20 protein-coding genes are annotated in these 23,709 nt (G+C 66.3%); 3 read left to right on the forward strand and 17 right to left on the reverse strand.

The genetic code is table 11. The annotated features are described in order from the left end of the window. Positions 1–585 (forward strand): S-methyl thiohydantoin desulfurase family protein (locus PMI42_RS28945; protein ID WP_008141038.1); only part of this gene is annotated, 585 nt, incomplete at its 5' end. 6 nt (positions 586–591) lie between these two features. Continuing rightward, the gene (locus PMI42_RS28950) at positions 592–2,145 is read left to right on the forward strand and encodes a hydantoinase/oxoprolinase N-terminal domain-containing protein (protein WP_008141040.1); all 1,554 of its coding nucleotides are present in this window, start codon (positions 592–594) and stop codon (positions 2,143–2,145) included. Positions 2,146–2,669: 524 nt separating this feature from the next. Here PMI42_RS28950 and PMI42_RS28955 read toward each other — a convergent pair. From PMI42_RS28955 to PMI42_RS28980, 6 genes are all read right to left on the reverse strand, one after another. After that, positions 2,670–4,166 (reverse strand): ABC transporter substrate-binding protein, encoded by a 1,497-nt coding sequence (locus PMI42_RS28955; protein WP_008141042.1) that lies wholly within the window; start codon positions 4,164–4,166, stop codon positions 2,670–2,672. 54 nt (positions 4,167–4,220) lie between these two features. Next, positions 4,221–5,225 (reverse strand): ABC transporter ATP-binding protein, encoded by a 1,005-nt coding sequence (locus tag PMI42_RS28960; protein ID WP_008141044.1) that lies wholly within the window; start codon positions 5,223–5,225, stop codon positions 4,221–4,223. Beyond that, positions 5,222–6,235, reverse strand: coding sequence for an ABC transporter ATP-binding protein (locus tag PMI42_RS28965; RefSeq protein ID WP_008141046.1), 1,014 nt, complete (start codon positions 6,233–6,235; stop codon positions 5,222–5,224). The genes PMI42_RS28960 and PMI42_RS28965 overlap by 4 nt, the downstream gene beginning before the upstream one ends. Positions 6,236–6,237: 2 nt before the next feature. Next, positions 6,238–7,131 carry an ABC transporter permease gene (locus tag PMI42_RS28970; protein ID WP_008141048.1) on the reverse strand — a complete coding sequence of 298 codons (894 nt, stop codon included), beginning with the start codon at positions 7,129–7,131 and terminating at the stop codon, positions 6,238–6,240. Continuing rightward, positions 7,128–8,078, reverse strand: coding sequence for an ABC transporter permease (locus tag PMI42_RS28975; protein WP_008141049.1), 951 nt, complete (start codon positions 8,076–8,078; stop codon positions 7,128–7,130). Before PMI42_RS28975 ends, PMI42_RS28970 begins: the two co-directional genes overlap by 4 nt. 282 nt (positions 8,079–8,360) lie before the next feature. Next, the gene (locus tag PMI42_RS28980; protein ID WP_008141051.1) at positions 8,361–9,782 is read right to left on the reverse strand and encodes an amidase; all 1,422 of its coding nucleotides are present in this window, start codon (positions 9,780–9,782) and stop codon (positions 8,361–8,363) included. 120 nt (positions 9,783–9,902) lie between these two features. On the opposite strand from PMI42_RS28980, the gene PMI42_RS28985 reads away from it, so the two are divergent. Next, positions 9,903–10,790 (forward strand): LysR family transcriptional regulator, encoded by an 888-nt coding sequence (locus tag PMI42_RS28985; RefSeq protein WP_035966966.1) that lies wholly within the window; start codon positions 9,903–9,905, stop codon positions 10,788–10,790. A 4-nt stretch (positions 10,791–10,794) separates the two neighbouring features. Here the strand turns inward: PMI42_RS28985 and PMI42_RS28990 are convergent, their stop codons facing one another. From PMI42_RS28990 to mmsA, 11 genes are all read right to left on the reverse strand, one after another. After that, positions 10,795–11,730 carry a carbohydrate kinase family protein gene (locus PMI42_RS28990; RefSeq protein ID WP_008141055.1) on the reverse strand — a complete coding sequence of 312 codons (936 nt, stop codon included), beginning with the start codon at positions 11,728–11,730 and terminating at the stop codon, positions 10,795–10,797. A gap of 5 nt (positions 11,731–11,735) precedes the next feature. Next, on the reverse strand, positions 11,736–13,382 hold the full coding sequence (locus PMI42_RS28995; protein WP_008141058.1) for an FGGY-family carbohydrate kinase: 1,647 nt from the start codon (positions 13,380–13,382) through the stop codon (positions 11,736–11,738). Positions 13,383–13,420: 38 nt separating this feature from the next. After that, positions 13,421–14,194, reverse strand: coding sequence for an SDR family NAD(P)-dependent oxidoreductase (locus PMI42_RS29000; protein ID WP_008141059.1), 774 nt, complete (start codon positions 14,192–14,194; stop codon positions 13,421–13,423). Between the two features lie 40 nt (positions 14,195–14,234). Then, positions 14,235–15,239: an ABC transporter ATP-binding protein gene (locus tag PMI42_RS29005; protein ID WP_008141060.1), complete on the reverse strand. Its 1,005-nt coding sequence runs from the start codon at positions 15,237–15,239 to the stop codon at positions 14,235–14,237. 10 nt (positions 15,240–15,249) lie between these two features. Continuing rightward, positions 15,250–16,080, reverse strand: a complete 831-nt coding sequence (locus PMI42_RS29010) for a carbohydrate ABC transporter permease (protein ID WP_008141061.1) — start codon at positions 16,078–16,080, stop codon at positions 15,250–15,252. 3 nt (positions 16,081–16,083) lie between these two features. Further along, positions 16,084–16,956, reverse strand: a complete 873-nt coding sequence (locus PMI42_RS29015) for a carbohydrate ABC transporter permease (protein ID WP_008141062.1) — start codon at positions 16,954–16,956, stop codon at positions 16,084–16,086. A gap of 89 nt (positions 16,957–17,045) precedes the next feature. Continuing rightward, entirely contained in the window at positions 17,046–18,299 is a 1,254-nt protein-coding gene (locus PMI42_RS29020; RefSeq protein ID WP_240535296.1) for an ABC transporter substrate-binding protein, read from the reverse strand. 338 nt (positions 18,300–18,637) lie between these two features. Then, the gene (locus PMI42_RS29025; RefSeq protein ID WP_008141064.1) at positions 18,638–19,588 is read right to left on the reverse strand and encodes a sugar-binding transcriptional regulator; all 951 of its coding nucleotides are present in this window, start codon (positions 19,586–19,588) and stop codon (positions 18,638–18,640) included. A gap of 8 nt (positions 19,589–19,596) precedes the next feature. After that, entirely contained in the window at positions 19,597–20,256 is a 660-nt protein-coding gene (locus PMI42_RS29030; RefSeq protein WP_008141065.1) for an HAD family hydrolase, read from the reverse strand. A 526-nt stretch (positions 20,257–20,782) separates the two neighbouring features. Beyond that, positions 20,783–21,973 (reverse strand): multiple monosaccharide ABC transporter permease, encoded by a 1,191-nt coding sequence (gene mmsB / locus PMI42_RS29035; protein ID WP_008141066.1) that lies wholly within the window; start codon positions 21,971–21,973, stop codon positions 20,783–20,785. After that, entirely contained in the window at positions 21,970–23,541 is a 1,572-nt protein-coding gene (gene mmsA / locus PMI42_RS29040; protein ID WP_008141067.1) for a multiple monosaccharide ABC transporter ATP-binding protein, read from the reverse strand. Before mmsA ends, mmsB begins: the two co-directional genes overlap by 4 nt. Between the last annotated feature and the right edge of the window lie 168 nt (positions 23,542–23,709).

The following is a 23,709-nucleotide window of genomic DNA, read 5'->3' on the forward strand; positions in this document are numbered from 1 at the left end:
TGGATGGAGGGGGGGAGCCGCAAGATCTGTGTCGAGATGGGCTCGATCGCCTCGACCAGCAAGGCGCCGCGCACCGGGCGCGAGGTCAAGGACTGGGGCATCCACTTCACCACCACCAAGGCGATCCGAATCGGCCGCGCCGTGCAGGAGGCCAACCGTCGTCACGAGGATCCGATCACGGCGCTGCTCGAAACCGAAGGCGGCAAAAAACTGTTCACCGGCAAGATCGTCGACGTCGCCCGGCGCACCACCGAAGGCTTCCTGCGCGGCACGGCGATGGTCGACGGCAGCGATGCCGATCGCGGCGCCCGGCTCAAGCTCTCGTTCCAGAACGAATGGATCGTGGCCTGGCGCGGCGAAGAGGCCATCGCGACCTCACCCGACCTGATCTGCGTGCTCGACAGCGTCAACGGCCATGGTATCGGCACCGAGACCATCCGCTACGGCCAGCGCGTCACCGTCGTCGCCCTGCCCGCGCCTGCCGTGCTGACGAGCCCCCGCGGTCTCGACTTCGTCGGCCCGCGCGCCTTCGGCTACGACCTCGACTTCCGTTCCCTCTTCGCGCCCGCAGCAGTCGGAGCTTAAGCTATCATGAAGCGTATTGGCATCGATGTCGGCGGCACCAACACGGACGCCGTGCTGATCGTCGACGAGAAGGTCGTTCATTCCGTCAAGCGCCCGACCACGGCCGACGTGACCTCGGGCATCCTGGACGCGCTGAAAGCGCTGCGCGCCGAACCGGCCGCTGCGGTGAAGGTCGATGCGGTCGTGATCGGCACCACCCATTTCATCAACGCGGTGGTGCAGCGCCGCCACGTGCAGAAGATCGGCGCGATCCGCATCGGCATGCCCGCGAGCGCCTCGCTGCCGCCGTTCTGCGACTGGCCCATGGATCTCGCATCCCTCGTCAATGGCGAGATTTTCATGCTGGAGGGCGGCCACGATTACGACGGCCGTCCGTTCATGCCGCTCGACACCGCCGGCCTCAAGAACGCCGCGCGAAAGATCAGGGATGCGGGCCTGCGCTCGGTCGCGGTGTGCTCGAGCTTCTCCCCGCTCGATCCCTCCTGCGAGACGACGGCGCGCGAGATTCTCGCGGAGATCTGCCCCGACGTCGCGGTGACGATGTCGCACGATCTCGGCCGCATCGGACTTCTGGAACGCGAGAATGCCGCGCTGCTCAATGCCTCCCTGCACGATCTCGCCATCACCACGGTCGCGGCCTTCCGCAAGGCGATCGCCGACAGCGGCATCGACGCGCCGCTGTTCCTGACCCAGAACGACGGCACGGTGATGCAGGCCGAGATCGCCACTGCGTTCCCGGTGATGAGCTTTGCCTCGGGCGCCACCAATTCGATGCGCGGCGCCGCGCATCTGTCCGGCCTCGACGATGCCATGGTCGTGGACGTCGGCGGCACCACCAGCGACATCGGCCAGCTCAGGCACGGTTTTCCGCGCGAGGCCAATGCCGTCGTGGAAGTCGGCGGCGTGCGCACGCTGTTCCGCATGCCCGACCTGCTCTCGATCGGTCTCGGCGGCGGCAGCCATGTCGACGAGGATCCGGTTCGCGTCGGCCCGCTCAGCGTCGGCTACCGCCTGACCTCGGACGCGCTGGTATTCGGCGGCTCGCGCCTCACGGCGACCGACGTCGCGGTCGCTGCCGGCCTGATCGACATCGGCGACCGCTCCCGCGTCGCCAGTCTGCCGAAACGCCTGATCGAGGCGGCGATGCGTGATGCCTGGCGCAAGCTGGAGGAAGACATCGACCGCATGAAGACCGAGGCCGGCGACGTGCCGCTGCTCGCGGTCGGCGGCGGCGCCTTCCTGGTGCCGGATCGCCTGCCCGGCATTTCCGAGATCGTGCGCGTGCCGCATGGCGATTGCGCCAATGCGGTGGGCGCCGCGATCGCGCAGGTCAGCGGCGAAGCCGACCAGGTGTTCCGCGATCTCAGCCGCGAGGATGCGATCGCAGCGGCGCGCGATATCGCCGCCGACCGTGCGGTGCAGGCGGGCGCGGCACGCGACAGCCTCAAGACCGTCGATGTCGAGGACATGCCGATCGCCTATCTGCCCGGCAATGCGCTGCGCGTGCGCGTCCGCGTTGCAGGCGCGATCGCCGATCCGGATCTGCCGGCGGCGGCTTGACGGGGGCGGCCAAACAAAAAGCGCGAAAACAACCCCATGCACAGTAGCCGGTGATTGGAAAATCAACGGCTTACGCCGGCAGACGCGGAGACGTCCCCGCACTCGAGTGATTCCGTCTCCAGCGGCGTCGCTGTCCACTCCGGCAAGGGGAGCGAGCGCGCACCGGCATCCCCACCGTTTGACACGTCGGGCAAAACAGGGGTATGATGCTAATATTCCGAAATCGTCGCGATCGCCTCTTCCTTCTCCCCTTGCGGGAGAAGGTGGCGCGCAGCGCCGGATGAGGGGTTCTATCCGCGAGTCCAGAACGTAGGGTGGGCAAAGCGAAGCGTGCCCACGTCTTTGCCCAATGGATGCGAAGACGTGGGCACGGCGCAAGTGCGCCTTTGCCCACCCTACGTTCTGCGTTCGCGGAGAGGTACCCCTCACCCTGGTGAGTCTGCATCGACCAGTGTCGCTGCCCTCTCCCGCAAGGGGAGAGGGCGCAGCAATGGGCTGCGCGCGCCTCGAACGCGCGCCGCCCCCTACTCCCAATACCAGGTCGAGAAATCGTTCTCGTATTGCGGCACGTCCTTCCAGACACCCTTCAGCTTCTTGGCTGTGATGGTGATCAGCTGCGGCTGGTACATGTAGGCGGAGACGGCGTCGGCGGCCAGCATGCGCTGGGCGTCGCCGAGAAGCTTGGCGCGGGCCGCCTCGTCCGGCGTCGACACGATCTGCTTGTAGAGCGCGTTGTACGCCGCGTTGTTGTAGCCGAGATAGTAGTCCGGCTCGGTGATCTTGACGAGGTCGAACGGCTCGACATGGCTGATGATGGTGAGGTCGAAATTGTGCGGGCCATTGCCGGCGAACACCTGCGACAGCCATTGCGCCCATTCGACGTTCTCGATCTTGGCGACGATGCCGATCTTGGCAAGCTGGGCCGCGACGATCTCGCCGCCCTGCCGCGCATAGGGCGGCGGCGGCAGCTTCAGGGACAGTTCGAGCGGCGTGGTGACGCCGGCCTCGGCGAGGAGCTTCTTGGCCTTCGCGGGATCGTAGGGATTGATGCCGGTGGTGTCGACGAAACCGAGGGCGCCCGGCACGTAGAAGCTGCCGATCGGCCTGCCGAACCCGTCCACCGCGCCGTCGATCATCGCCTCGCGGTCGATCGCGGCGAGGATGGCCCGGCGCACGCGGACGTCATCGAGCGGTTTCTTGCGGTGATTGATGGCGACGATGGTCTTGGCGCGGGAGCCGCCAACCAGCACGGTGAAGCGCGGATCGGCCTTGAACTGTGCGATGGTGCGCTGGGCCGACACGCGCGGGAAGGCGTCGACGTCGCCCGACAGCAGCGCCGCGGTCTGCGCGGACGGATCGGAGATGAAGCGGATCGTCACCTTCGAGAGCTTGATCGCGGCGGCGTTACGGTAGTCGGCCCATTTGGTCAGGGTCATCGAGGAACCCTTGGCCCAGGCGCCGAGCTGATACGGCCCGGTGCCGACGGGCTGCGTGACGTTTGTCGGCGCGCTCTTCGGCTCAACGATCGAGGCACTCGCCTGTCCCATCAGGAACGGCAGGTTCGGCTCGGCATTTTTCAGGGTGATCACGACAGTGTCGGCATCTGGCGCGGCAACCGACTCGAAGCTCTGGAACAGGCTCCTGTCCTTGTTGGTGCTGGTCGGCGCCGCATTGCGCTCGAACGAGAACTTCACGGCGGCAGAGTCGAACGGCTCGCCATTGTGGAATTTGACGCCCTTGCGCAGCTTGAAAGTGTAGGTCTTGAGGTCGGGCGACGCGGTCCAGCTCTCGGCCAGCAGGGGCGAAACGGAGCCGTCCTCGTTGATCTTGGTCAGCGTCTCGTAGATGTTGTAGAGCGTGACCTCGGCGATCGCGGCAGCGGCCGCGTTGGTGGGATCGAGCCCCGGCGGCTCCAGCGTCATCGCCATGACGACGCTGTCCTTCTTGCTTTGGGCAAGCACCGGCAGCGGCGCCGCGACAAGCGCGGCAGTGAGTGCGACGATGGATAGTTTCCTGAACATGCGTAACTCCCCTGCCTTCTCAATTCCCAGTCTACGCCAATCCTGCGCCTGAGACTAACCCTCCGCAGCAGGCTGCGGCAACGCCATCACCGCCTCCGCCTTGTGGCAGGCGGCGAGATGCGCCCCGCCCACCTTGCGTAGCTCAGGCAGGGCCTCGCGGCAATGCTGGTCGGCGAGCGCGCAACGCGGGGCATAGGGGCACCCCGTGGTGGCCGCCGATTGCGAGGCGATTGCCTGGGCCCCGCGCCTGCGCCGTCCGCCGCCAGCGCGCGCCCGCGGCACAGCATCCAGCAGCGCCCGCGTATAGGGATGGGCACAGTGCTCGAACAGATCCTCGGGGCGGCCCTGCTCGACGATCCGGCCAAGATACATCACCGCAACCTCGTCGCAGAGATAGTCGACGACGGCGAGGTCGTGGCTGATCAGGACGTAGCTCAGCCCGAACTGCTCCTGGAGGTCCTGCATCAAATTGAGGACCTGGGCCTGCACGGAGACGTCGAGCGCGGAGACCGGCTCGTCGGCGACGATCAGCTTCGGCTGCGTGATCAGCGCGCGCGCAATCGCGATGCGCTGGCGCTGACCGCCGGAGAATTCGTGCGGATATTTGTCCATGTCGGCATCGCGCAAGCCGACCTGGCGCAGCACCGCGGCGACGCGGTCGCGGAAGGTGGTGCGGTCGGCGCCTTCCAGCACAGTGAGCGGCTCGGCCACGATGCGCGCGATGGTCTGGCGCGGATCGAGCGAGCCGTAGGGATCCTGGAACACCATCTGGAAATCGCGCCGGGCGCGGCGCAGCTCGTCGGTGGAGAGCTGGTTCAGATCGCGGCCGAGCAGCGCGACCTGCCCCGACGTCGGCCGCTCCAGCGCCATCACCACCCGGGCAAACGTCGACTTGCCCGAGCCTGACTCGCCGACGATGCCGAGGCTCTTGCCGGCCTGAACCTGCACGCTGACGCCGTTGAGCGCGCGCACCTGCCCGGGCGGGCGGAACAGGCTTTCGCGGGGCAGCGTATAGCGCTGCTCGAGATCCCTGACGTCGAGAAGAGGCGCGGTGCTCATGCGGACAACGCCCCGACATTCGCGGCCATCGAGACATCGGTGCGCACGCAGCGCACGCCATGGCCGGCGCCGACTTCGACCATCGGCGGCAGCGCCGCGCGGCACTGATCGATCACAAGCGGACATCGTGCGGAGAAGGTGCAGCCGGCCGGAAGATCCGCGAGCTCCGGCACCGTGCCCGCGATCGTCGTCAGCCGCGTCCCCTTGCGCGCACCGAGCTTCGGCCGGGCGCGGAACAGGCCCTGCGTGTAGGGATGGCCCATGCGGCGGAACACCTCGTCGGTCGGCCCGCTCTCGACCACGGTGCCACCATACATCACCATCATGCGCTGGACGTTCTCGGCGATGACGCCGAGATCGTGCGAGATCAGGATCATCGACATGCCGCGCTCCTCGACGAGATCGGCGATGAGGTCGAGGATCTGGCCCTGGATGGTGACGTCGAGCGCCGTGGTCGGCTCATCCGCAATCAGAAGATCCGGCTCACAGGCGAGCGCCATCGCGATGGTGACACGCTGGCGCTGGCCGCCGGAGAACTGGTGTGGATAGGCATCGATGCGCTTTGCCGGATCCGGCAGCCCGACACGGTCGAGCAAGGCGATCGCCTCGCGCCGCGCCTGCGCCGCCGAATATTTCTTGTGACGCCGCAAGGGTTCTGCGACCTGATGGCCGATCGTGTGCATCGGATTGAGCGCGGTCATCGGCTCCTGGAAGATCATGCTGATGCGGTTGCCGCGCAGGCGGCAGTAATCGGCATCCGCAAGCCCGGCGAGTTCGTTGCCGTCGAGCTTGATGCTGCCGGTGACGATTGCGCTGTCCGGCAACAGGCCCATCAGCGACATCGCGGTGACCGACTTGCCGCAGCCGGATTCGCCGACGAGCCCGAGCGTTTCACCGCGCTTCAAGGCGAAGCTGACGCCGCGCACGGCCTGCGCCGGCCCGCGGCTGGTGTTGAGGCGGACGCCGAGATTGCTGACTTCGATCAGCGGCATGTCGGAGCGCTCAGCCATCGTCATCGCTCCCGCGCCAGGCGGGGATCGAGCAGGTCGCGCAATCCATCACCAAGGAGATTGAGGCCGAGCACGGCGACCGCGATGGCGGCGCCGGGATAGACCGCGAGCATCGGCGACTGGAACAGCAGCGTCTGCGCGTCGTTCAGCATCCGGCCCCAGGACGGCTGCGGCGGCTGCGTGCCGAGGCCGAGATAGGACAGAGCGGCCTCCGCGAGAATGGCGAGCGCGAACTGGGTGGTGACCTGCACGATCAGGATCGACAGGATGTTGGGCAGCACGTGCTCGATGGTGATGCGGAACTTGCCCTTCCCCGAGGCCCGCGCGGCCAGCACGAATTCGCGCGCCCAGATCGCGTTGGCCGAGCCGCGCGTCAGCCGGGTCAGCGTCGGGATCTGGAAAATGCCGATCGCGACGATCGAGGTCACCATGCCGGGTCCTACGACCGCGGCGAGCATGATGGCCGAGAGCACGGCCGGAAAGGCGAAGGTGAAGTCGGAGAAGCGCATGATGATCTCTTCGGTCCAGCCGCGCCGCGCCGAGGCGATCAGGCCGAGGCAGAGGCCGAAGGTGAGACCGATGCTGACCGCGATGATTCCGACCATGATGGTGGAACGGGCGCCGGCGAGGAGCAGCGAGACGATGTCGCGGCCGAAGGAATCGGTGCCGAGCCAGTGCGCCGCCGAGGGCGGCCGCAGTTTCGAGGCGATGTCGATCTCGTAAGGCGACCACGGCGTCCAGACCAGCGACAGCAGCGCCGAGGCGAGCACCAGCAGGCTGAGCGCGCCGCCGAGGACAAAACTGCGATGGCGCAGCGCGCGGCCCCAGAAGGTTTTGGCCGGCAGACGTCGCGTCGCGACCTGCGCATCAATCGGAGTGGTCAGGGGCGCGCTCACAGGTCGTGAACCTTGATACGGGGATCGATGAAGGCATAGAGCACGTCGACCACGAAATTGACGATGACCACCATGGTCGCGAGCAGCATCACGCAATTGCGCACCACGATCAGGTCGCGGTTGGCGATCGACTGGAAGATCAGGCGGCCGAGGCCCGGCAGGTAGAACACGTTCTCGATCACGATGGTGCCGGCGAGCAGATTGGCGAATTGCAGACCCATCACCGTCATCACGGGGATCATGGCGTTGCGCAGCACATGGCGCCACAGCACCTCGCGCTTGCCGAGGCCCTTTGCGCGCGCGGTGCGGACGAAATCCTCGCGCAGCACCTCGAGCACGGCTGAGCGCGTGACGCGGGCAAGGATCGCGGCCTGCACCACCGCAAGCGAGACCGCCGGCAACAGCAGCGATTTGACCCCGAGCCAGATGCCGTCCTCCCAACCGGCGAAGCCGCCGGCGGAGAGCCATTGCAGCCTGACCGAAAACAGGAGAACGAGAAGGATCGCGAACCAGAAATTCGGCAGCGCGATGCCCACCTGGGTCAGCGACATCACGCCGACATCGCCGAGCTTGTTATGGTTGGCGGCGGTGTAGATGCCGGCCGAGAGCGCCAGCGTCACCGTGATCGACATGGCCATGATCGCGAGCGGAATGGTCAGCACCAGCCGCTCCGCGATCAGGCTGCCGACCGGCGTGCCGTAGACATAGGAATTGCCGAGATCGCCGACCAGCAGGCCCTTGATCCATTGCAAGTAGCGAACCGCCAGCGGCTGGTCGAGCCCGAGCTTGACGGTGAGCGCGCGCACCGCGTCCGCCGAGGCGTCGGCGCCCATCAGCATCTGCGCGGCATTGCCCGGAAGCGCGTCCAGCACCAGAAAAATGATCACGGACGCGCCGACCAGCGTCGCCAGCAGGGTCAACAGACGTCGGAGGACAAATACGCTCATGCGCGACCGGTCTCGGGGCTCATCCGCGGCACGAACATCATGTCCGGACGCCCAAGGCAAGCCCTTTGCGAGCGCACCTCACCGTCACCCTGAGGTGCGCGCCCTTCGGCGCATCGCGCCGCAGGGCAAGCCTCGAAGGGCGACGGCCGGGCTGCATCTCGGCCGTTCATCCTTCGAGGCTCGCTGCACGGCGCACCGCGCCGCGCGGCTCGCACCTCAGGATGACGGGAACGACAGCGAGCTAACACATCCCTCAACAATGCGGTCTCCACAAGCTGCCCCTTAGTCCGGCCAGCGCGAGAGAAGGTCGCTTGAGGCCTCGAACAGCGCGCTCACGCGCAGCAATTCGGCATCATGCCGGAAGCGGCCGACGAGCTGAAGTCCGATCGGCAGGCCGTCGCGGCCAAAGCCCGAGGGAAGGCTGACGGCGGGATGCCCGGTCATGTTGAACGGCATGGTCCAGGGGAACCAGTGCGGCCGGACGCTGTCGAAATGCGCCCCGTCGATCTCGATGGTGCCGAACAAATCCTGCTTGATCGGCAGTGCGGTGCGCGTGAGGGTCGGCATCGCCAGGAAGTGGCCGCGCGCAAGCAGGGATTGCACCCGGCGGAACAGCGCGGTGCGCGCGAACATCGCCTCCTGGTAGTCGACGCCGCTGACCTCGGTCGCGAGCGCAAGCTGCTTGAGGAAGGCCTCGCTCAGCTCGTCCTTGTGCTCGGCTGCGAGTTTTGCAAACCGCGTGCGCCAGAGGGTGTGGTTGATGGCGCGCCAGATCGGCTCGATGTCAAAACCCTCGCCGGAGAATTCCTCGAGCTCGGCGCCAAGTCCGGCCAGCCGGTCGAGGCTGGCCTTGAAGCTGGCGGCGACTTCCGCGGACACCGGCCGGCCCGGCGGCGTCAGGCAGTACAGGATCCTCTGCCCGCGCAGATCGCCGCGCGGAGCGGCGGTGCCGACGAAATCGGGCACGCCGACGCCGATCGACCAGGGATCGCAGGCATCCTCGCCGGCCATGGCCTGCATCATCAGCGCGGTGTCGGCGACGGTGCGGGTGGTCGGGGTGACATAGGTCTGGTTGCCGAACACATCCAGCGCCTGGCTGTGCGGAATGACGCCGTTGCTCTGCTTCAGTCCCACCACGCCGTTGCAGGCGGCGGGAATCCGCGTCGAGCCGCCGCCGTCGGTGGCGATCGCGAGCGGCGCGATGCCGCTGGCCACGGCGACCGCCGCGCCGCCGCTGGAGCCGCCGGAGGAGCGGCAGGCGTCCCACGCATTGCGGGTGCGGCCGAACAGCGGCGAGTCGGTCAGGCACTTGCTGCCGAATTCCGGCGTCGTGGTCTTGCCGATCAGGATCGCGCCCTCGCTGCGCAGCCGCGCCACCGCCACCGCATCCTCGTTCGGCACATTGTCCTTGTAGGGAACGGCGCCGAAGGTCGTCTTGACGCCCTTGGTGTTGACGATGTCCTTGACGGTGACGGGGATGCCGTGCAGCAGGCCGAGCGGCTCGCCGGCCATCATTTTGCGCTCGGCCTCGCGCGCAGCCGCAAGCGCCTCGTCGCCGCAGATCGTGATGAAGCAGTTCAGCTCGGGTTGGAGCGCCTCGGCGCGGGCGAGCACGGCGCGGGTGAGCTCGACGGGCGAAATCTTCCGGGCGGCGATGAGCCCGCGCAGCTCGGTTGCGGATAGCAAGCAAGGATCGCCGTTCATCGTGACATCGCTCCGGAGCGGCCGCCGTTGGCCGATAGCATTGACAGCGAGGATGACAGTTTTGTTAACTCGCCGTCCAATACGATTTTGGACAGCAACCCATACGTTTTCGGTATGCCAATGGATCTTCGCCGGCTCCGCTATTTCGTCGCCGTGGCCGAGGCGCGCAGCGTCGGCAAGGCCGCCGAACGGCTGCGGATGGCCCAGCCGCCGCTCTCGGTCCAGATCCGCAAGCTGGAGGCCGAGGTCGGCGCGCCGCTGTTCCGCCGCGGCACGCGCGGCATGGACCTGACCGAAGCGGGCCAGGCGCTGCTGGCGCGCGCGGGCGAGGCGCTGGCGCTGGCGGCCGACGGCGTCGAAGCCGCGCGCGCGGTCGCGGCCGGCAGCCGGGGGCGGCTGTCCGTCGGCTACATGTTCGTGCTGGCGAACGCGATGCTGCCCCGTCTCATCCCCGAGCTGCGGCGATCGATTCCCGGGGTCGATCTCGACTTCGCCGAGCTCAGCGCCTCGACGCGCGAGGCGCGGCTGCTCGACCGCAGCGTCACCGTCGCGCTGTGCATGCCGCCGATCCACCATCCCGAAATCCAGGTGGCCCGGATCGGCACGCAACCGTTCATGCTGGCGATGCCGAACCGTTCGCCGCTTGCGCGCCTGAGCGCGGTGCCGATGGCACGACTCCAGGGCCGTCCGCTGATCGCGCTGCCGCCTCCGGAGCAGGATCCCTCCTCCTCCGTGGTCGCGGCCCTGCTGCGGCGGCATCAGATCGTGATGCCGATCGCCGGCCGGGTGGAGACGGTGCATTCGGCAATGAGCCTGGTTCTCGCCGGTGAAGGCCTTGCGATCCTGCCCGCCTGCGCGCAGCTCGGCGCGCCGCGCGGCGTCGTGTTCCGGCCGCTGCGGGACGCCACCGATTCCTTCGACGTCGCGGTCTGCTGGCGGCGGGACTCGCACAGCCCGCTGATCCGCACCTTCCTCAAATGCGCCGAAAAGGTCGTCGCATCGCTGTGACGCGCTACAAGGGCCAGGTGACCTCGTGGCTCCAGGGCGGATCGGCGCCCGGGCGGGTGCAGGTCAGGCCGGCGCAATTGGCGGCGAAGGACAGCGCGCGGCGCAGCTCGTCGGCACTGATGGCTTTCAGCTGCGGCCGCGCAAGGCGTCCCTGCTTGTGCAGGGCGAACAGCAGCGCCGCCTGAAAACTGTCGCCGGCGCCGATGGTGTCGGCGACCTCGACCTTGGGCGCTGCAACCTCGACCTGCCCTGCTCCCGCGTGCCAGGCGATGGCGCCGCTGTTGCCGCGGGTGATGACGACGAGGCTTGTGCCTTGCGCAAGCAGCGCGGCGGCCCGCTGCGCAAAAGGCTCCTCGCCGAAGAGGTAAGCGAAGTCGACGTCCGACATCTTGATGAGGTCGGCGGTCCCCGCGAACTCCGCCATGCGCGCGAGATAGGCCGGCTTGTCCCTGACCAGATTGGGGCGGCAGTTCGGATCGAAGGAGATCGTGGTGGACGCGCGCGCGTCCGCGATCAGCGCCTTGGTCTCGGCGGCGCCCTGGTCGTTGACCAGCGTGGTCGAGCCGACGTGGAGGGCTTCGATCGTATTGAACGGAATGGACCCGCGCCGGTAGGTCCAGCTCCGCGTCGCGGTCTCGGCGTCATAGAAGGCGTAGTGCGATTCGCCCGCGACGATGCGGACGAAAGCGAGCGTGGTCTGGTGGTCGCTACGGGTGGCAAGGCCGAGTTCGACATGCGAGGCAGCCGCGTGGTCCGCGATCATGCGGCCGAACAGGTCGGTCGAAATGCCGCCGACGAAGCCGGTCGGTGCGCCCAGGCGCGCCATGCCGATCGCGACGTTGAGACAGGAGCCGCCGACCGCCGGCATCACTGCCTCGCGGCCATCCGTGTTTCGCGTCGGCACGAAATCGATCAGCGCATCGCCGCAGGATATCAGCATTCGTTCTAACCCTCGGGAACGTCGCGCATCGCGGCCCGGCTGCCGCGGTCGACCTCGCGCAGCAGCTTGTACACCTCGCGCTTGCGGGCGTGGAAGGCCGCCATGTCGGGCGCGGTCGGCTCGCTCTTGCGCCCCAGCGCCGACATCTTGGCCATGGTCTCCCCGATCGAGGCACAGGCGCCGCCGGCCACCGCCCCGAGCATCGCGGCACCCAGCAGCACCGGCTCCTTCGTCTGCGGCAGCGCGACGGTGAGGCCGGTGGTGTCGGCCATGATCTGCCGCACCAGCGGACTGCGGCTGGCGCCGCCGCCCATGATCATGATGCTGGAACGCACGCCATGGGCTGCAAAGGCTTCGATCACCTCGGCGAGCCCGTAGGCGAGCCCGCACAGGCCGGCGACGAACAGGCGTTCCATCGACGCGACGTCGGTATCGAGATCGAGCCCCGCGATCACGGCGCGGGTGTCGGGGTCGGCATAGGGCGAGCGGTTGCCGATGAATTCAGGGAGAACGTGGATGTCGCGAGCCAGCAGCGCGGCGCGGCTGGCATCGCCGGCACGCGCGATGATGCGGCGTTCGAGCAATTCGATGAGGTCGACGCCCTCGCCCCGCGCCGCTGCGCTTGCCTCGGCATGGCCCGGATGCGACTTCAGGAGATGGTCGATCGCAGCCCCCGCGGCCGACTGGCCGCCCTCGTTGAGCCAGACATCCGGTACCATGCCGGAATAATAAGGACCCCACACGCCCGGCACGAAGCACGGCTCCTTGGTCGTCGCCATGATGCAGGCCGACGTTCCCATGATGTAGGCGAGACGGTCGCTGACATCGGTCGCCCCATCCGAGCCGTCGCGGCCGCCGATCGCGCCGATGCCACCGGCATGCGCGTCGATCAGCGCGGCGCCGACCGGTGTGCCGGCCGACAGGCCGAGCTCAGCCGCAGCGTCACGCGTGAGACCGGCGCCGAGCCGCGTGCCGGGCGCGACGATCTCGGTGCCGATGCGGACGTACTTCTCGTTGACGAAGTCCGACAGGCCGATGCGCTTGAAGAACGGCGCGCTCCAGCCGCCGCCGTCATGGGCAAGGTAGTTCCATTTGCAGGTGACGGTGCAGGTCGAGCGTTGCAGCGAGCCGGTGGCGCGCCAGGTCAGGTAGTCTGCCAGATCGAAGAAATGGCCGGCGGCGTCAAAGCTCGCGCGCAGATGCCGCTTCAGCCACAGCAGTTTCGGCATCTCCATCTCGGGCGAGATCGAGCCGCCGACATAGCGCAGCACGTCGTCCCCGGTCTCGTTGATCAGCCGCGCCTCGGCGATGGCGCGATGGTCCATCCAGACGATGACGTTGCGCTGCGCCTCGCCGGAGGCGCTGACCGTGACCGGCTCGCCTTGCTTGTCGAGGACGACTAGCGAACAGGTGGCATCGAAGCCGATGCCGCCGACTTTGTCGGGCGCGATTGCGGCTTCCGCCAACGCCGCCCGCACCGATGTCACACAGGCGTCCCAGATGTCGTCCGACGACTGCTCGACGATGTCGCCGGCCTCATGCCAGATCCTGATCGGATGCCTGGCCGTCGCCAGCAAGGTGCCGGCCTCGTCAAACACCCCCGCCCGCGTGCTCGTGGTCCCCACGTCGACGCCAATATACGCTCGCGGCATTGTCGCTCCCGGAAGCTCTCGTCAGTTTTGACGTAAGCCTACCAGCAAGTGTAGCCGCCATCCACCAGCACGATGCTGCCGGTCATCAGGCTCGCGGCGTCCGAGGCAAGGAACAGCACGACGGAGGCGATCTCCTCGACCTGCCCCATCCGCGCCATCGGGGTTCCACCGATCCAGGCGTCGTACATCTTGGCGTTGCTCTTCACGAAGGCGTTGAGCGGCGTCTCGATATAGGTCGGCGCCACCGCGTTGACGCGGATGCCGCGCGCGCCCCATTCGGCGGCCAACGATTTGGTCAGATGATGCACGCCGGCCTTGGAGGCATTGTAGAAGGACTGTTCCTGCGGCTTGTTGACGATGAAGCCGGACATCGAGCCGACATTGACGATGACGCCGCTCTTGGCCTTCAGCATGTGCTTGCCGAATTCGCGGCAGCACCAGAAGGTGCCGTTGAGATTGACGTCGATGACGTTGAGCCAGTGCTCGTCGGTGACGGTCTCCGCCGGGGTCTCGCTGCGGGCGATGCCGGCATTGTTGACGAGGATGTCGACCTTGCCGTGGCGGGCGACGAGGTCGTTGGCGACTTCCGCAACGCGCTTGGTATCGGTGACGTCCATGATCGCGGTTTCGATGTCGTAGCCCTTCGCTTTCAGCTCGGCCTTGGCGCTGTCGGCGATCTTGCTGTCGCGGTCGCCGATGATCACCTTCGCGCCGGCTTCGGCCAGCGCTTCGGCGCAGCCAAGGCCGATGCCCTGCCCGCCGCCGGTGATGAACGCGGTCTTGCCGGTGAGCTTGAATTTTTCCAGGTACATTTTTGTCTTCCGTTTCTTGCCGTTTTCTTGCCGTTTCTTGTCAGCCGCGAAGCGCGTTGCCGCGCTCGTCGAAGCGGTGGATGCGCGCGGGGTCCGGCAGCAGCGACACGTGGTCGCCGGCATGCAGGCTGAGCTCGCCGATGTAGCGCGCAGTCAGCATGCCGAGCGGGCCGGCATCGACATAAAGGAACGTATCGCTGCCGAGATGCTCGGCGACCGCGATCGTGCCCTGCCAGCCGCCGCCGTCACGCTCGATCCTGAGATGCTCCGGCCGCACGCCGATGGTGGTCGCGCCCTGCTGCGCGGCGAGTTCGCCGGTGACGAAATTCATCTTGGGCGAGCCGATGAAACCGGCGACGAAGAGATTGGCGGGCTTTTCGTAGAGCTCCAGCGGCGAGCCATATTGCTCGATCTTGCCGGCGTTGAGCACGACGATCTTGTCCGCCATGGTCATGGCCTCGACCTGGTCGTGGGTGACGTAGATCGCGGTGGTGCCGAGCTGCTTCTGCAGCCGCGTCACCTCGATCCGCATCTGCACGCGCAGCGCGGCGTCCAGGTTCGACAGCGGCTCGTCGAACAGGAACCCCTTGGGCTCGCGCACGATGGCCCGCCCGATCGCGACGCGCTGGCGCTGGCCGCCGGAAAGCTCGCGCGGCTTGCGGTCGAGATAGGGCGTCAAGTTCAGCGTCGCGGCCGCGGCCTCGACCTTGCGGTTGATCTCGTCCTTGGGCAGGCCGGCCATCTTCAGGCCGAAGCCGATATTGCCGCGCACGCTCATATGCGGATAGAGAGCGTAGGACTGGAACACCATCGACAGCCCGCGCTTCGCCGGCGGCGTATCCACCACGTTCTTGCCGTCGATCAGGATCTTGCCGCCTGAGACGTCCTCGAGCCCGGCGATCAAACGCAAGAGCGTGGTCTTGCCGCAGCCGGAGGGACCAACGAACACCACGAAGGAGCCGTCGGCGATGTCGAGGTCGGCACCCTTGATGATATGCACCGGGCCGAAGGATTTTTGCACGTCCTGAAGTGTGATCTGACCCATGGCAGCCCCTTTACTTCACCGCGCCGAAAGTGAGCCCGCGCACGAGCTGTTTCTGGCTGAACCAACCGAGGACGAGAATGGGCGCGATCGCCAGCGTCGAGGCCGCCGACAGCTTTGCCCAGAACAGCCCTTCCGGGCTGGAATAGGAGGCGATGAACGTCGTCAGCGGCGCGGCGTTCGAGGTCGACAGATTGAGCGTCCAGAACGCCTCGTTCCAGGCGAGGATGAGATTGAGCAGCATGGTCGACGCCAGGCCCGGGATCGCCATCGGCGTCAGCACATAGATGAGCTCGCGGCCGATGGTGGCGCCGTCCATGCGGGCGGCCTCCAGGATGTCGCGCGGGATCTCCTTGAAATAGGTGAACAGCATCCAGACCACGATCGGCAGATTGCCGAGGCAGAGGATGAAGACGAGGCCGATGCGGGAATCGAGCAGGCCGAACGTCTTGTAGATCAGGTAGATCGGGACCAGCACGCCGACCGGCGGCATCATCTTGGTCGAGAGCATCCAGAGCAGGATGTCCTTGGTGCGCTTGGTCGGCGAGAACGCCATCGACCAGGCCGCGGGAATGGCTATCAGGAGCGCAATGAGCGTCGAGCCGCCGGCGATGATGACCGAGTTCATGGCGTGAAGGAAATAATCGCTGCGTTCCTGCACGGTCGCGTAGTTTTCCGTCGTCCAGTGGAAGAACAGGAAGGACGGCGGGATGGCAAAAGCCTCCAGCTCGGTCTTGAAGCTCGCCAGCACCATCCACAGGATCGGGAAGAAGATCAGGAAGCCGAAGAGCCACGCCCCGATCGTCGATATCACCACCTGCTGCGTCGTTGACTTGCGCGCCATGATTCAGGCTTCCAGGTTGCGGCCGACGATGCGGACGAGGAAGAAGGCGACGACGTTGGCGATCACGACGGCGACGAGGCCGCCCGCGGAGGCGCTGCCGACGTCGAACTGGATCAGCGCCTGCGAATAGATCAGGAAGGCGATGTTGGTGGTCTGCAGGCCCGGCCCGCCGCCGGTGGTGACGAAGATCTCGGCGAACACCGTCAGCAGGAAGATGGTCTCGATCAGGATCACCACCGTGATGGGCCGCGCCAGATGCGGCAGCGTGATGTAGATGAAGGTCGACACCGCGCTGGCGCCGTCCATCTCGGCCGCCTCCTTCTGCTCCTCGTCGAGCGATTGCAGCGCGGTCAGCAGAATGAGCGTCGCGAACGGCAGCCATTGCCAGGCGACGATCAGGATCACCGCGAGCAGCGGCGCGTCGGTGAACCAGTCGATCGGCGTCAGCCCGAACACCCTGGCGAGCCAGGCGAACAGGCCGGAGACCGGGTGCATCAGCAGGTTCTTCCAGACCAGCGCGCTCACCGTCGGCATCACGAAGAACGGCGCGATCACCATCAGCCGCACGATGTTGCGGCCGATCACGGGCTGGTCCATCAGCAACGCCAGGGGAATGCCGAGCAGGATCGTCAAGGCCAGCACCGAGCCGACGAGCACCAGCGTGTTCTGGAGCGAGGCGAGGAACGCGGGATCGGTGAGGAAGTAGCGGAAGTTTTCCAGCCCGACGAAGGCTTCGGAGCCGGGATCGAGCAGGCTGTAATGCAGCGTCGAGAAGTAGATCGTCAGCGCCAGCGGGACGATCATCCAGATGAACAGCAGCCCGACGGCCGGGGTCAGGAGCGCGCGCGCAAGGAATTGCGTCTGCCGGGTTGCCATCCCTGAGGTCTCCTCTGGGGAAGAAGGCGGCCATCCGTCCGGGGCTGGTGGATGGCCGCCAGTGTGAGCTCAGGAGGGAGAGCTCGGGTTCACTTGATGTAGCCGGCGCGCTTCATCTCGCGCTCGCTGACCGATTGCGCCGCGGTGAGCGCGGCATCGACCGTCATCGAGCCCGCGAGCGCCGCCGAGAACTGCTGGCCCACTTGCGTGCCGATGCCCTGGAATTCCGGGATCGCGGCGTATTGCACGCCGACGTATGGCACCGGCTTCACGGTTGGCTTGTTCGGATCGGCCGCGTCGATCGAGGCCAGCGTCAGCTTGGCGAAGGGCGCCACCTTCAGATATTCAGGGTTCTGGTAGAGCGAGGTGCGCGTGCCCGGCGGCACGTTGGCCCAGCCGTCTTTCGCCGCCACGATCTTGGTGTAGTCCTTGCTGGTTGCCCAGGCGATGAACTTCTCGGCGGCTTCGGCTTTCTTCGAGCCGGCTGGGATCGCCAGGCTCCAGGCCCACAGCCAGTTGGCGTTCTTGCCGAGGCCGGTGTTCGGCGCCATCGCAAAGCCGACCTTGTCGGCGACCTTGGATTCCTTGGGATTGCTGACGAAGGACGCCGCGACCGTCGCGTCGATCCACATCGCGCATTTGCCGGCGTTGAACAGCGCCAGATTCTCGTTGAAGCCGTTGGAGCTCGCGCCGGGAGGGCCCGCGTCTTTCATCAGGTTGACGTAGGTCGTGAGCGTCGCCTTCCACTCCGGCGTGTTGAACTGCGGCTCCCACTTCTCGTCGAACCAGCGTGCGCCGTAGGAATTGGCCATCGCCGAGAGGAACGCCATGTTCTCGCCCCAACCGGCCTTGCCGCGCAGGCAGATGCCGTAGACGCCCCCGCTCTTGTCGGTGAGCTTCTTGGCGGCGTCGATGACGAACTCCCAGGTCGGCTTTTCCGGCATCTTCAGGCCGGCCTTCTCGAACAGGTCGGTGCGGTACATCACCATCGAGCTCTCGCCGTAGAACGGCGCCGCGTAGAGCTTGCCGTCGACGGAGACCGCGTCCTTGATCTTGGGCAGCAGGTCGGCGACGTCGTAATCGGCGCCGAGATTGGCGAGCGGCACCAGCCAGCCCTTCTTGGCCCAGATCGGCACCTCATAGGTGCCGATGGTCAGCACGTCGAACTGGCCGCCCTTGGTGGCGATGTCGGTGGTGACGCGCTGGCGCAGCACGTTCTCCTCCAGCGTCACCCATTTCACTGAAATGTCGGGGTTCTTCTTGGTGAATTCACCGGTCAGCCCCTGCATGCGGATCATGTCGCCATTGTTGACGGTGGCGATCGTCAGGGTGGTTTCGGCCATCGCGGGGACGGCCAGCAGGACAGACGCGCCGCAGACGGCGCCCAGGACGTGTTTCACAGTGACCTCCCTAAGCTCGCGCTTTTGAGCATATGCCCACGCGTTGGGCGTATGTTCAATCGGGAGAGAACGGTTGTCAAGCACGCGCAAGGGTGTTTGCGCAACTTATGAGTGCTGCGGTGCGGGAGGGGTCGCCCCGCCCACACCGTCGTGCTCCGCGAAAGCGGGGCACCCAGTACGCCGTGGACGTCTATTGGTTTGCCTCAAGCGGGGCCGCGGCGTACTGGATCATCCGCCTTCGCGGATGATGACAGTGGTGTAGGTGGCGAGACCGCCCGCCTCTACCGCTCCAGGATCGCCCTCGCCGTCGCCTCGTCCGTGATCAGGCCGTTGATCAGGCCTCCGCTCAGCGCCGCCGCGATCGCCGGCACTTTGGCCGCGCCGACGGCGGCGCCGATCGTCGTGGTCTTCGCCGGCACTTCCGGCGGGATGCTGGTGAGGCGCTTGTTGGTGCCGGCCTTGAGCAGGCGTCCCCTGGAATCATAGGCCCAGCCGGTGATCTCGCCGATGGCGCCCTGCCGCATCATCTCGAACAATTCATCACGCGTGACGAAGCCATCGACATGGACCTGCGCCTTCTGGTCCATCTGGCCGATGCCGACGAGGCGCAAGTCCGCCTTGGCCGCGACCGCCTTCACCTTGGCGATCGGCTCGATCCGCACCATCTTGTTGCGCTCGTCCTCCGACGACATCAGGAACGGCAGCGGCATCGGGTAATGCCGCGCGCCGGTGCGGTCGGCGAGCCGGCCGACAGTGTCGTAGAAGCTCGCCGAACCGTCGGCGGAGATGTTGCCGACCAGCGAGACGATCTGGTGGTTGGGCCGGTCGATCGGCGTGACGCGTTCGACTGCGGCACGCACCGCCCTTCCCGTGCCGAGCGCGACGATGACCGGCGTCTCGGAGCGTAGCGTGGCATCGAGCAGGTTGGCGCAGCGTTCGGCGATGCCGGCGGTGGCCTGCGGCGCGGCAGGATCTTCCGGCACCACCTCACAATGGACGAGATCGAACCGCTCCTTCAGGCGCGCCGCCAATTCCATGCAGGCGGCGATGGGATGTTCGAGCCGGAAGGTGATGAGCCGTTCGGCGAGACACAGCGAGACCAGCCGCTGCGCCGAGGCGCGCGAGACCTGGAGCATTTTTGCGATCTCGTCCTGGGTGTGGCCGGCAATGAAATAGAGCCAGCCGGCGCGCGCGGCATCGTCGAGCCTGGATTTGTCGTTCTCGGCGGCCATGGCGGGCGTTACGCTTCCTTCCAGAAATCGCTCATCTGCGCGAAGACCCGATCGGCCCCGGCGGCGGCCAATATAGCCTGCCCGTCACGCGCGCGGTAATGGCTACCGCCGACAAATCCCCAGACAGCCATGCCGGCGGCCTTGGCGGCCTGTACGCCGCTGACGCTGTCTTCGATCACCAGGGTGCGCGCGGGTTGCGCGCCCATCTTCAAGGCGGCATAGAGAAAGAGGTCGGGTGCGGGTTTACCGTGTTTGACCATCTGTGCGGTATAGAGCCGATCCTCGAAATGCGATGAGAGACCGGTGACATCAAGCGACAATGCGACGCGGTCGATATCGCTCGACGAGGCCACGCAGTGCGGCGCTTTCAATACGGACAAGACCGAGCCTATCCCGGGGATCGGCTGAAGCGCCCCCGCAAATGTCTCGAGCACGCGCATCTTCAGCCGCGGCAGAAATTCGTCGGGCAAGACCTCGCCGCGCTCGCGAAAATACTCTCCGATCGCAGCCGAGCTGCGCCCGAGGAAAAGTTCAAGCGCCTGCTCCACACTGAGCGCGAGGCCGAACTCTGCGAGCACCTCGGACAAGCAGCGGCAGCTCAGCAACTCGCTGTCGACGAGCACGCCGTCGCAGTCGAAGATGACGAGATCTGGCCTGTCGGGAACCATCGGGGTATTCGATCATATACTCATCTGCTGGGCAATAGCTCAGGTTCGCTGGAGGTTGGGAGGCCAACGACCGCAACACCCGTCATTGCGAGGAGCTCTTGCGACGAAGCAATCCAGAATCCCTCCGCGGAGAACTCTGGATTGCTTCGCTTCCGCCTTCGCTCTTCGAGCTACGGCGGACAAGCCGCTCGCAATGACGCGGAAAGACCGTAGCCCGCATGGAGCGCAGCGGAATGCGGGGACAGTGGTCCCGGATTGCGCTGCGCTCCATCCGGGCTACGTACCGACCGCGCGCTCCGCCGTCATCCTGAGGTGCGAGCCTTGCGATGCAATCGCATCGCAAGGTGAAGCCTCGAAGGATGGGCTACGGACTCGCGGCCCATCCTTCGAGGCGCGCGAAGGGCGCGCACCTCAGGATGACGGTTGCGATCGTGGAAGGAGAGGATCGTAGTCCGTATGCAACGCAGCGGAATGCGGGGCAGCAGCGGTCCCGGATTACGCTTCGCTCCATCCGGGCCACGCAGCATCACCGCCGCTGATTGTACACGTCGATGCACACGGCCCCCAGCAGCACCAGGCCCTTGATGACCTGCTGGTAATCGATGCCGATGCCGAGGATGGACATGCCGTTGTTCATCACGCCCATGATCATGGCGCCGACCACGGCGCCGCCGACGCGCCCCACGCCGCCATAGGCGGAGGCGCCGCCGATGAAACAGGCGGCGATGACGTCGAGCTCGAAGCCGAGGCCTGCTTTTGGCGTCGCGGTGTTCAGACGCGCGGCGAAGACGAGGCCGGCGAGCGCGGCCAGCACGCCCATGTTGACGAATGTGAGGAAGGTCAGCCGCTCGGTCTTGATGCCGGACAGGCTGGCCGCCTTGGCGTTGCCGCCGACGGCGTAGATCTGGCGGCCAATCACGGTACGGCGGGTGACGAAGCCATAAAGCGCGATCAGCGCGCCCATGATCACCAGCACGTTGGGCAGGCCGCGATGCGAGGCGATCAGATAGGTGAAATAGAGGACGGCGCAGGCGAGCAGAATGCTCTTGCCGAGGAAGAACGCGTAGGGCTCGACCTCGATGCCGTGCAACTGCTCGCGCGAGCGTCCCCTGGCGCTGGCATAGACGAGACCGAGCGCGAGCACGGCGCCGATCAGCATCGAGGTCGGATGCAGCGTGCCGGCCTCGGGCAATATTTCCGGAATGAAGCCCGACGACAGCTTCTGGAACGTCGCCGGGAACGGTCCGAGCGACTGGCCCTGCAACACCGCGAGCGCCAGGCCCTTGAACACCAGCATGCCGGCCAGCGTCACGATGAAGGACGGGATCTTGAAATAGGCCACCCAATAGCCCTGCGCAGCGCCGATGGCCGCGCCGACCACGAGGCAGGCGATGAAGGCGAGGGTGTAATCGATCTTGTAGGTGACCATCAGCACGGCGGCGACCGCGCCGACGAAGCCCGCGACCGAACCCACCGAGAGGTCGATATGCCCGGTCACGATCACCAGCAGCATGCCCAGCGCCATGATGACGATGTAGCTGTTCTGGAGCACCAGGTTCGTCAGGTTGAGCGGCTGCAGCAGCGTGCCGCCGGTCATGACCTGGAAGAACAGCATGATCGCGATCAGCGACATCAGCATGCCGTAATTGCGCAAATTGTTCTTGATGAAGCTGCCGGTCCGGCGCTCCTCGGGCAGCGATACCGTCTTGTCGGTCATGGCTGCGATCCTCCCATCTCCGCGGCCTCAGGCACGCCGTTGCTTCTTTCATTGCGCATGATCGCGCGCATGATCTTTTCCTGTGTCGCCTCCTTGCCGGAAAACTCCCCGACGAAGGCGCCGTCGTTCATCACGCAGATGCGGTCGCAGATGCCGAGCAGCTCGGGCATCTCCGAGGAGATGACCACGACGCCGCGGCCGGCCTCGGCAAGCTCGTTGATGATACAGTAAATCTCGTATTTGGCACCGACGTCGATGCCCCTTGTCGGCTCGTCCAGGATCAGGACCTTCGGGTCCGTCATCAGCCATTTCGACAGCACCACCTTCTGCTGGTTGCCGCCGGAGAGCTGGCCGGTCTCCTGGTAGACATCGGAGCAGCGGATGCGCATGCGGTTGCGATAGTCGCTGGCGACCTTCAGCTCGGCGATATCATCGATCACCCGGTTCGGCGCGACCTGGTGCAGGCTCGCCAGCGTGATGTTCTTGCGGACGTCGTCGGCGAGGATCAGGCCGAGCTGCTTGCGGTCCTCGGTGACATAGGCAAGCCCGGCGTCGATCGCGGCGGCCACGCTCGGCAGCACGATCTCGCGGCCTTCAAGGCGGATGCGGCCGCTGATATCGGTGCCCCAGGAACGGCCGAACAGGCTCATGGCGAATTCGGTGCGGCCCGCGCCCATCAGCCCGGCGATGCCGACGACCTCGCCGCGCCTGACGCCGAAATTGACATTCTTGATCACCTGCCGCTCGGGATGAATGGGGTGATAGACCGACCAGTTCTCGACGGTCAGGACGGGCTCGCCGATCTTCACGTTGCGCTCGGGAAAGCGATGGGCGAGATCGCGGTTGACCATGCTACGGATGATGCGGTCTTCCTGGATCGGCTCGGCGTGGCAGTCGATGCTGTCCACGGTGCGGCCGTCGCGCAGCACGGTGATGTGGTCGGCGACCTTGGCGACCTCGTTGAGCTTGTGCGAGATCAAGATCGAGCCGATGCCCTGCGCGCGGAAGGCCGTCAGCCGTTCCAGCAGCGCGGCGCTGTCGGCTTCGTTCAGGCTCGCAGTCGGCTCGTCCAGGATCAGCATCCGCACGCGCTTGGACAGCGCCTTGGCGATCTCGACCAGCTGTTGCTTGCCGACGCCGAGATCGGTGATCAGCGTATCCGGGGATTCCTTCAGGCCGACCTGCGCCAGCAGATCGCGCGTGCGCCGGTACACCTCGTCGCGATCGATCACGCCGAGCTTCGACGGCGGATGCGACAGGAAGATGTTCTCGGCGATCGACATCAGCGGGATCAGTGCGAGTTCCTGATGGATGATGATGATGCCGAGCGCCTCGGAATCGTTGATGTCGCGGAAGCGGCGCTCCTCGCCCTCGAAGACGATGGTGCCCTCGTAGCTGCCGGCCGGATAGACGCCGCTGAGCACCTTCATCAGCGTGGATTTGCCGGCGCCGTTCTCGCCGACGAGGGCGTGGATCTGCCCGGCGTCAACCGAGAAGTTGACGTCGCGCAGCGCCTGGACGCCTGAAAAGCTCTTGCTGACGTTGCGCATCTCCAGCATGGCGGTCATGATTTTACGTCCCTCGATGGCTGCTAGTTCACCTCTCCCCGCTTGCGGGGAGAGGTCGGATCGCATCGCAAGATGCGATCCGGATGAGGGGGAGTCTCCGCGAGTCTCACTGCCACCTCCCTCGCGGAGGCTCCCCCTCACCCCGACCCTCTCCCCGCAAGCGGGGAG

It is taken from the genome of Bradyrhizobium sp. YR681 (assembly GCF_000282615.1).
Classification (GTDB): domain Bacteria; phylum Pseudomonadota; class Alphaproteobacteria; order Rhizobiales; family Xanthobacteraceae; genus Bradyrhizobium.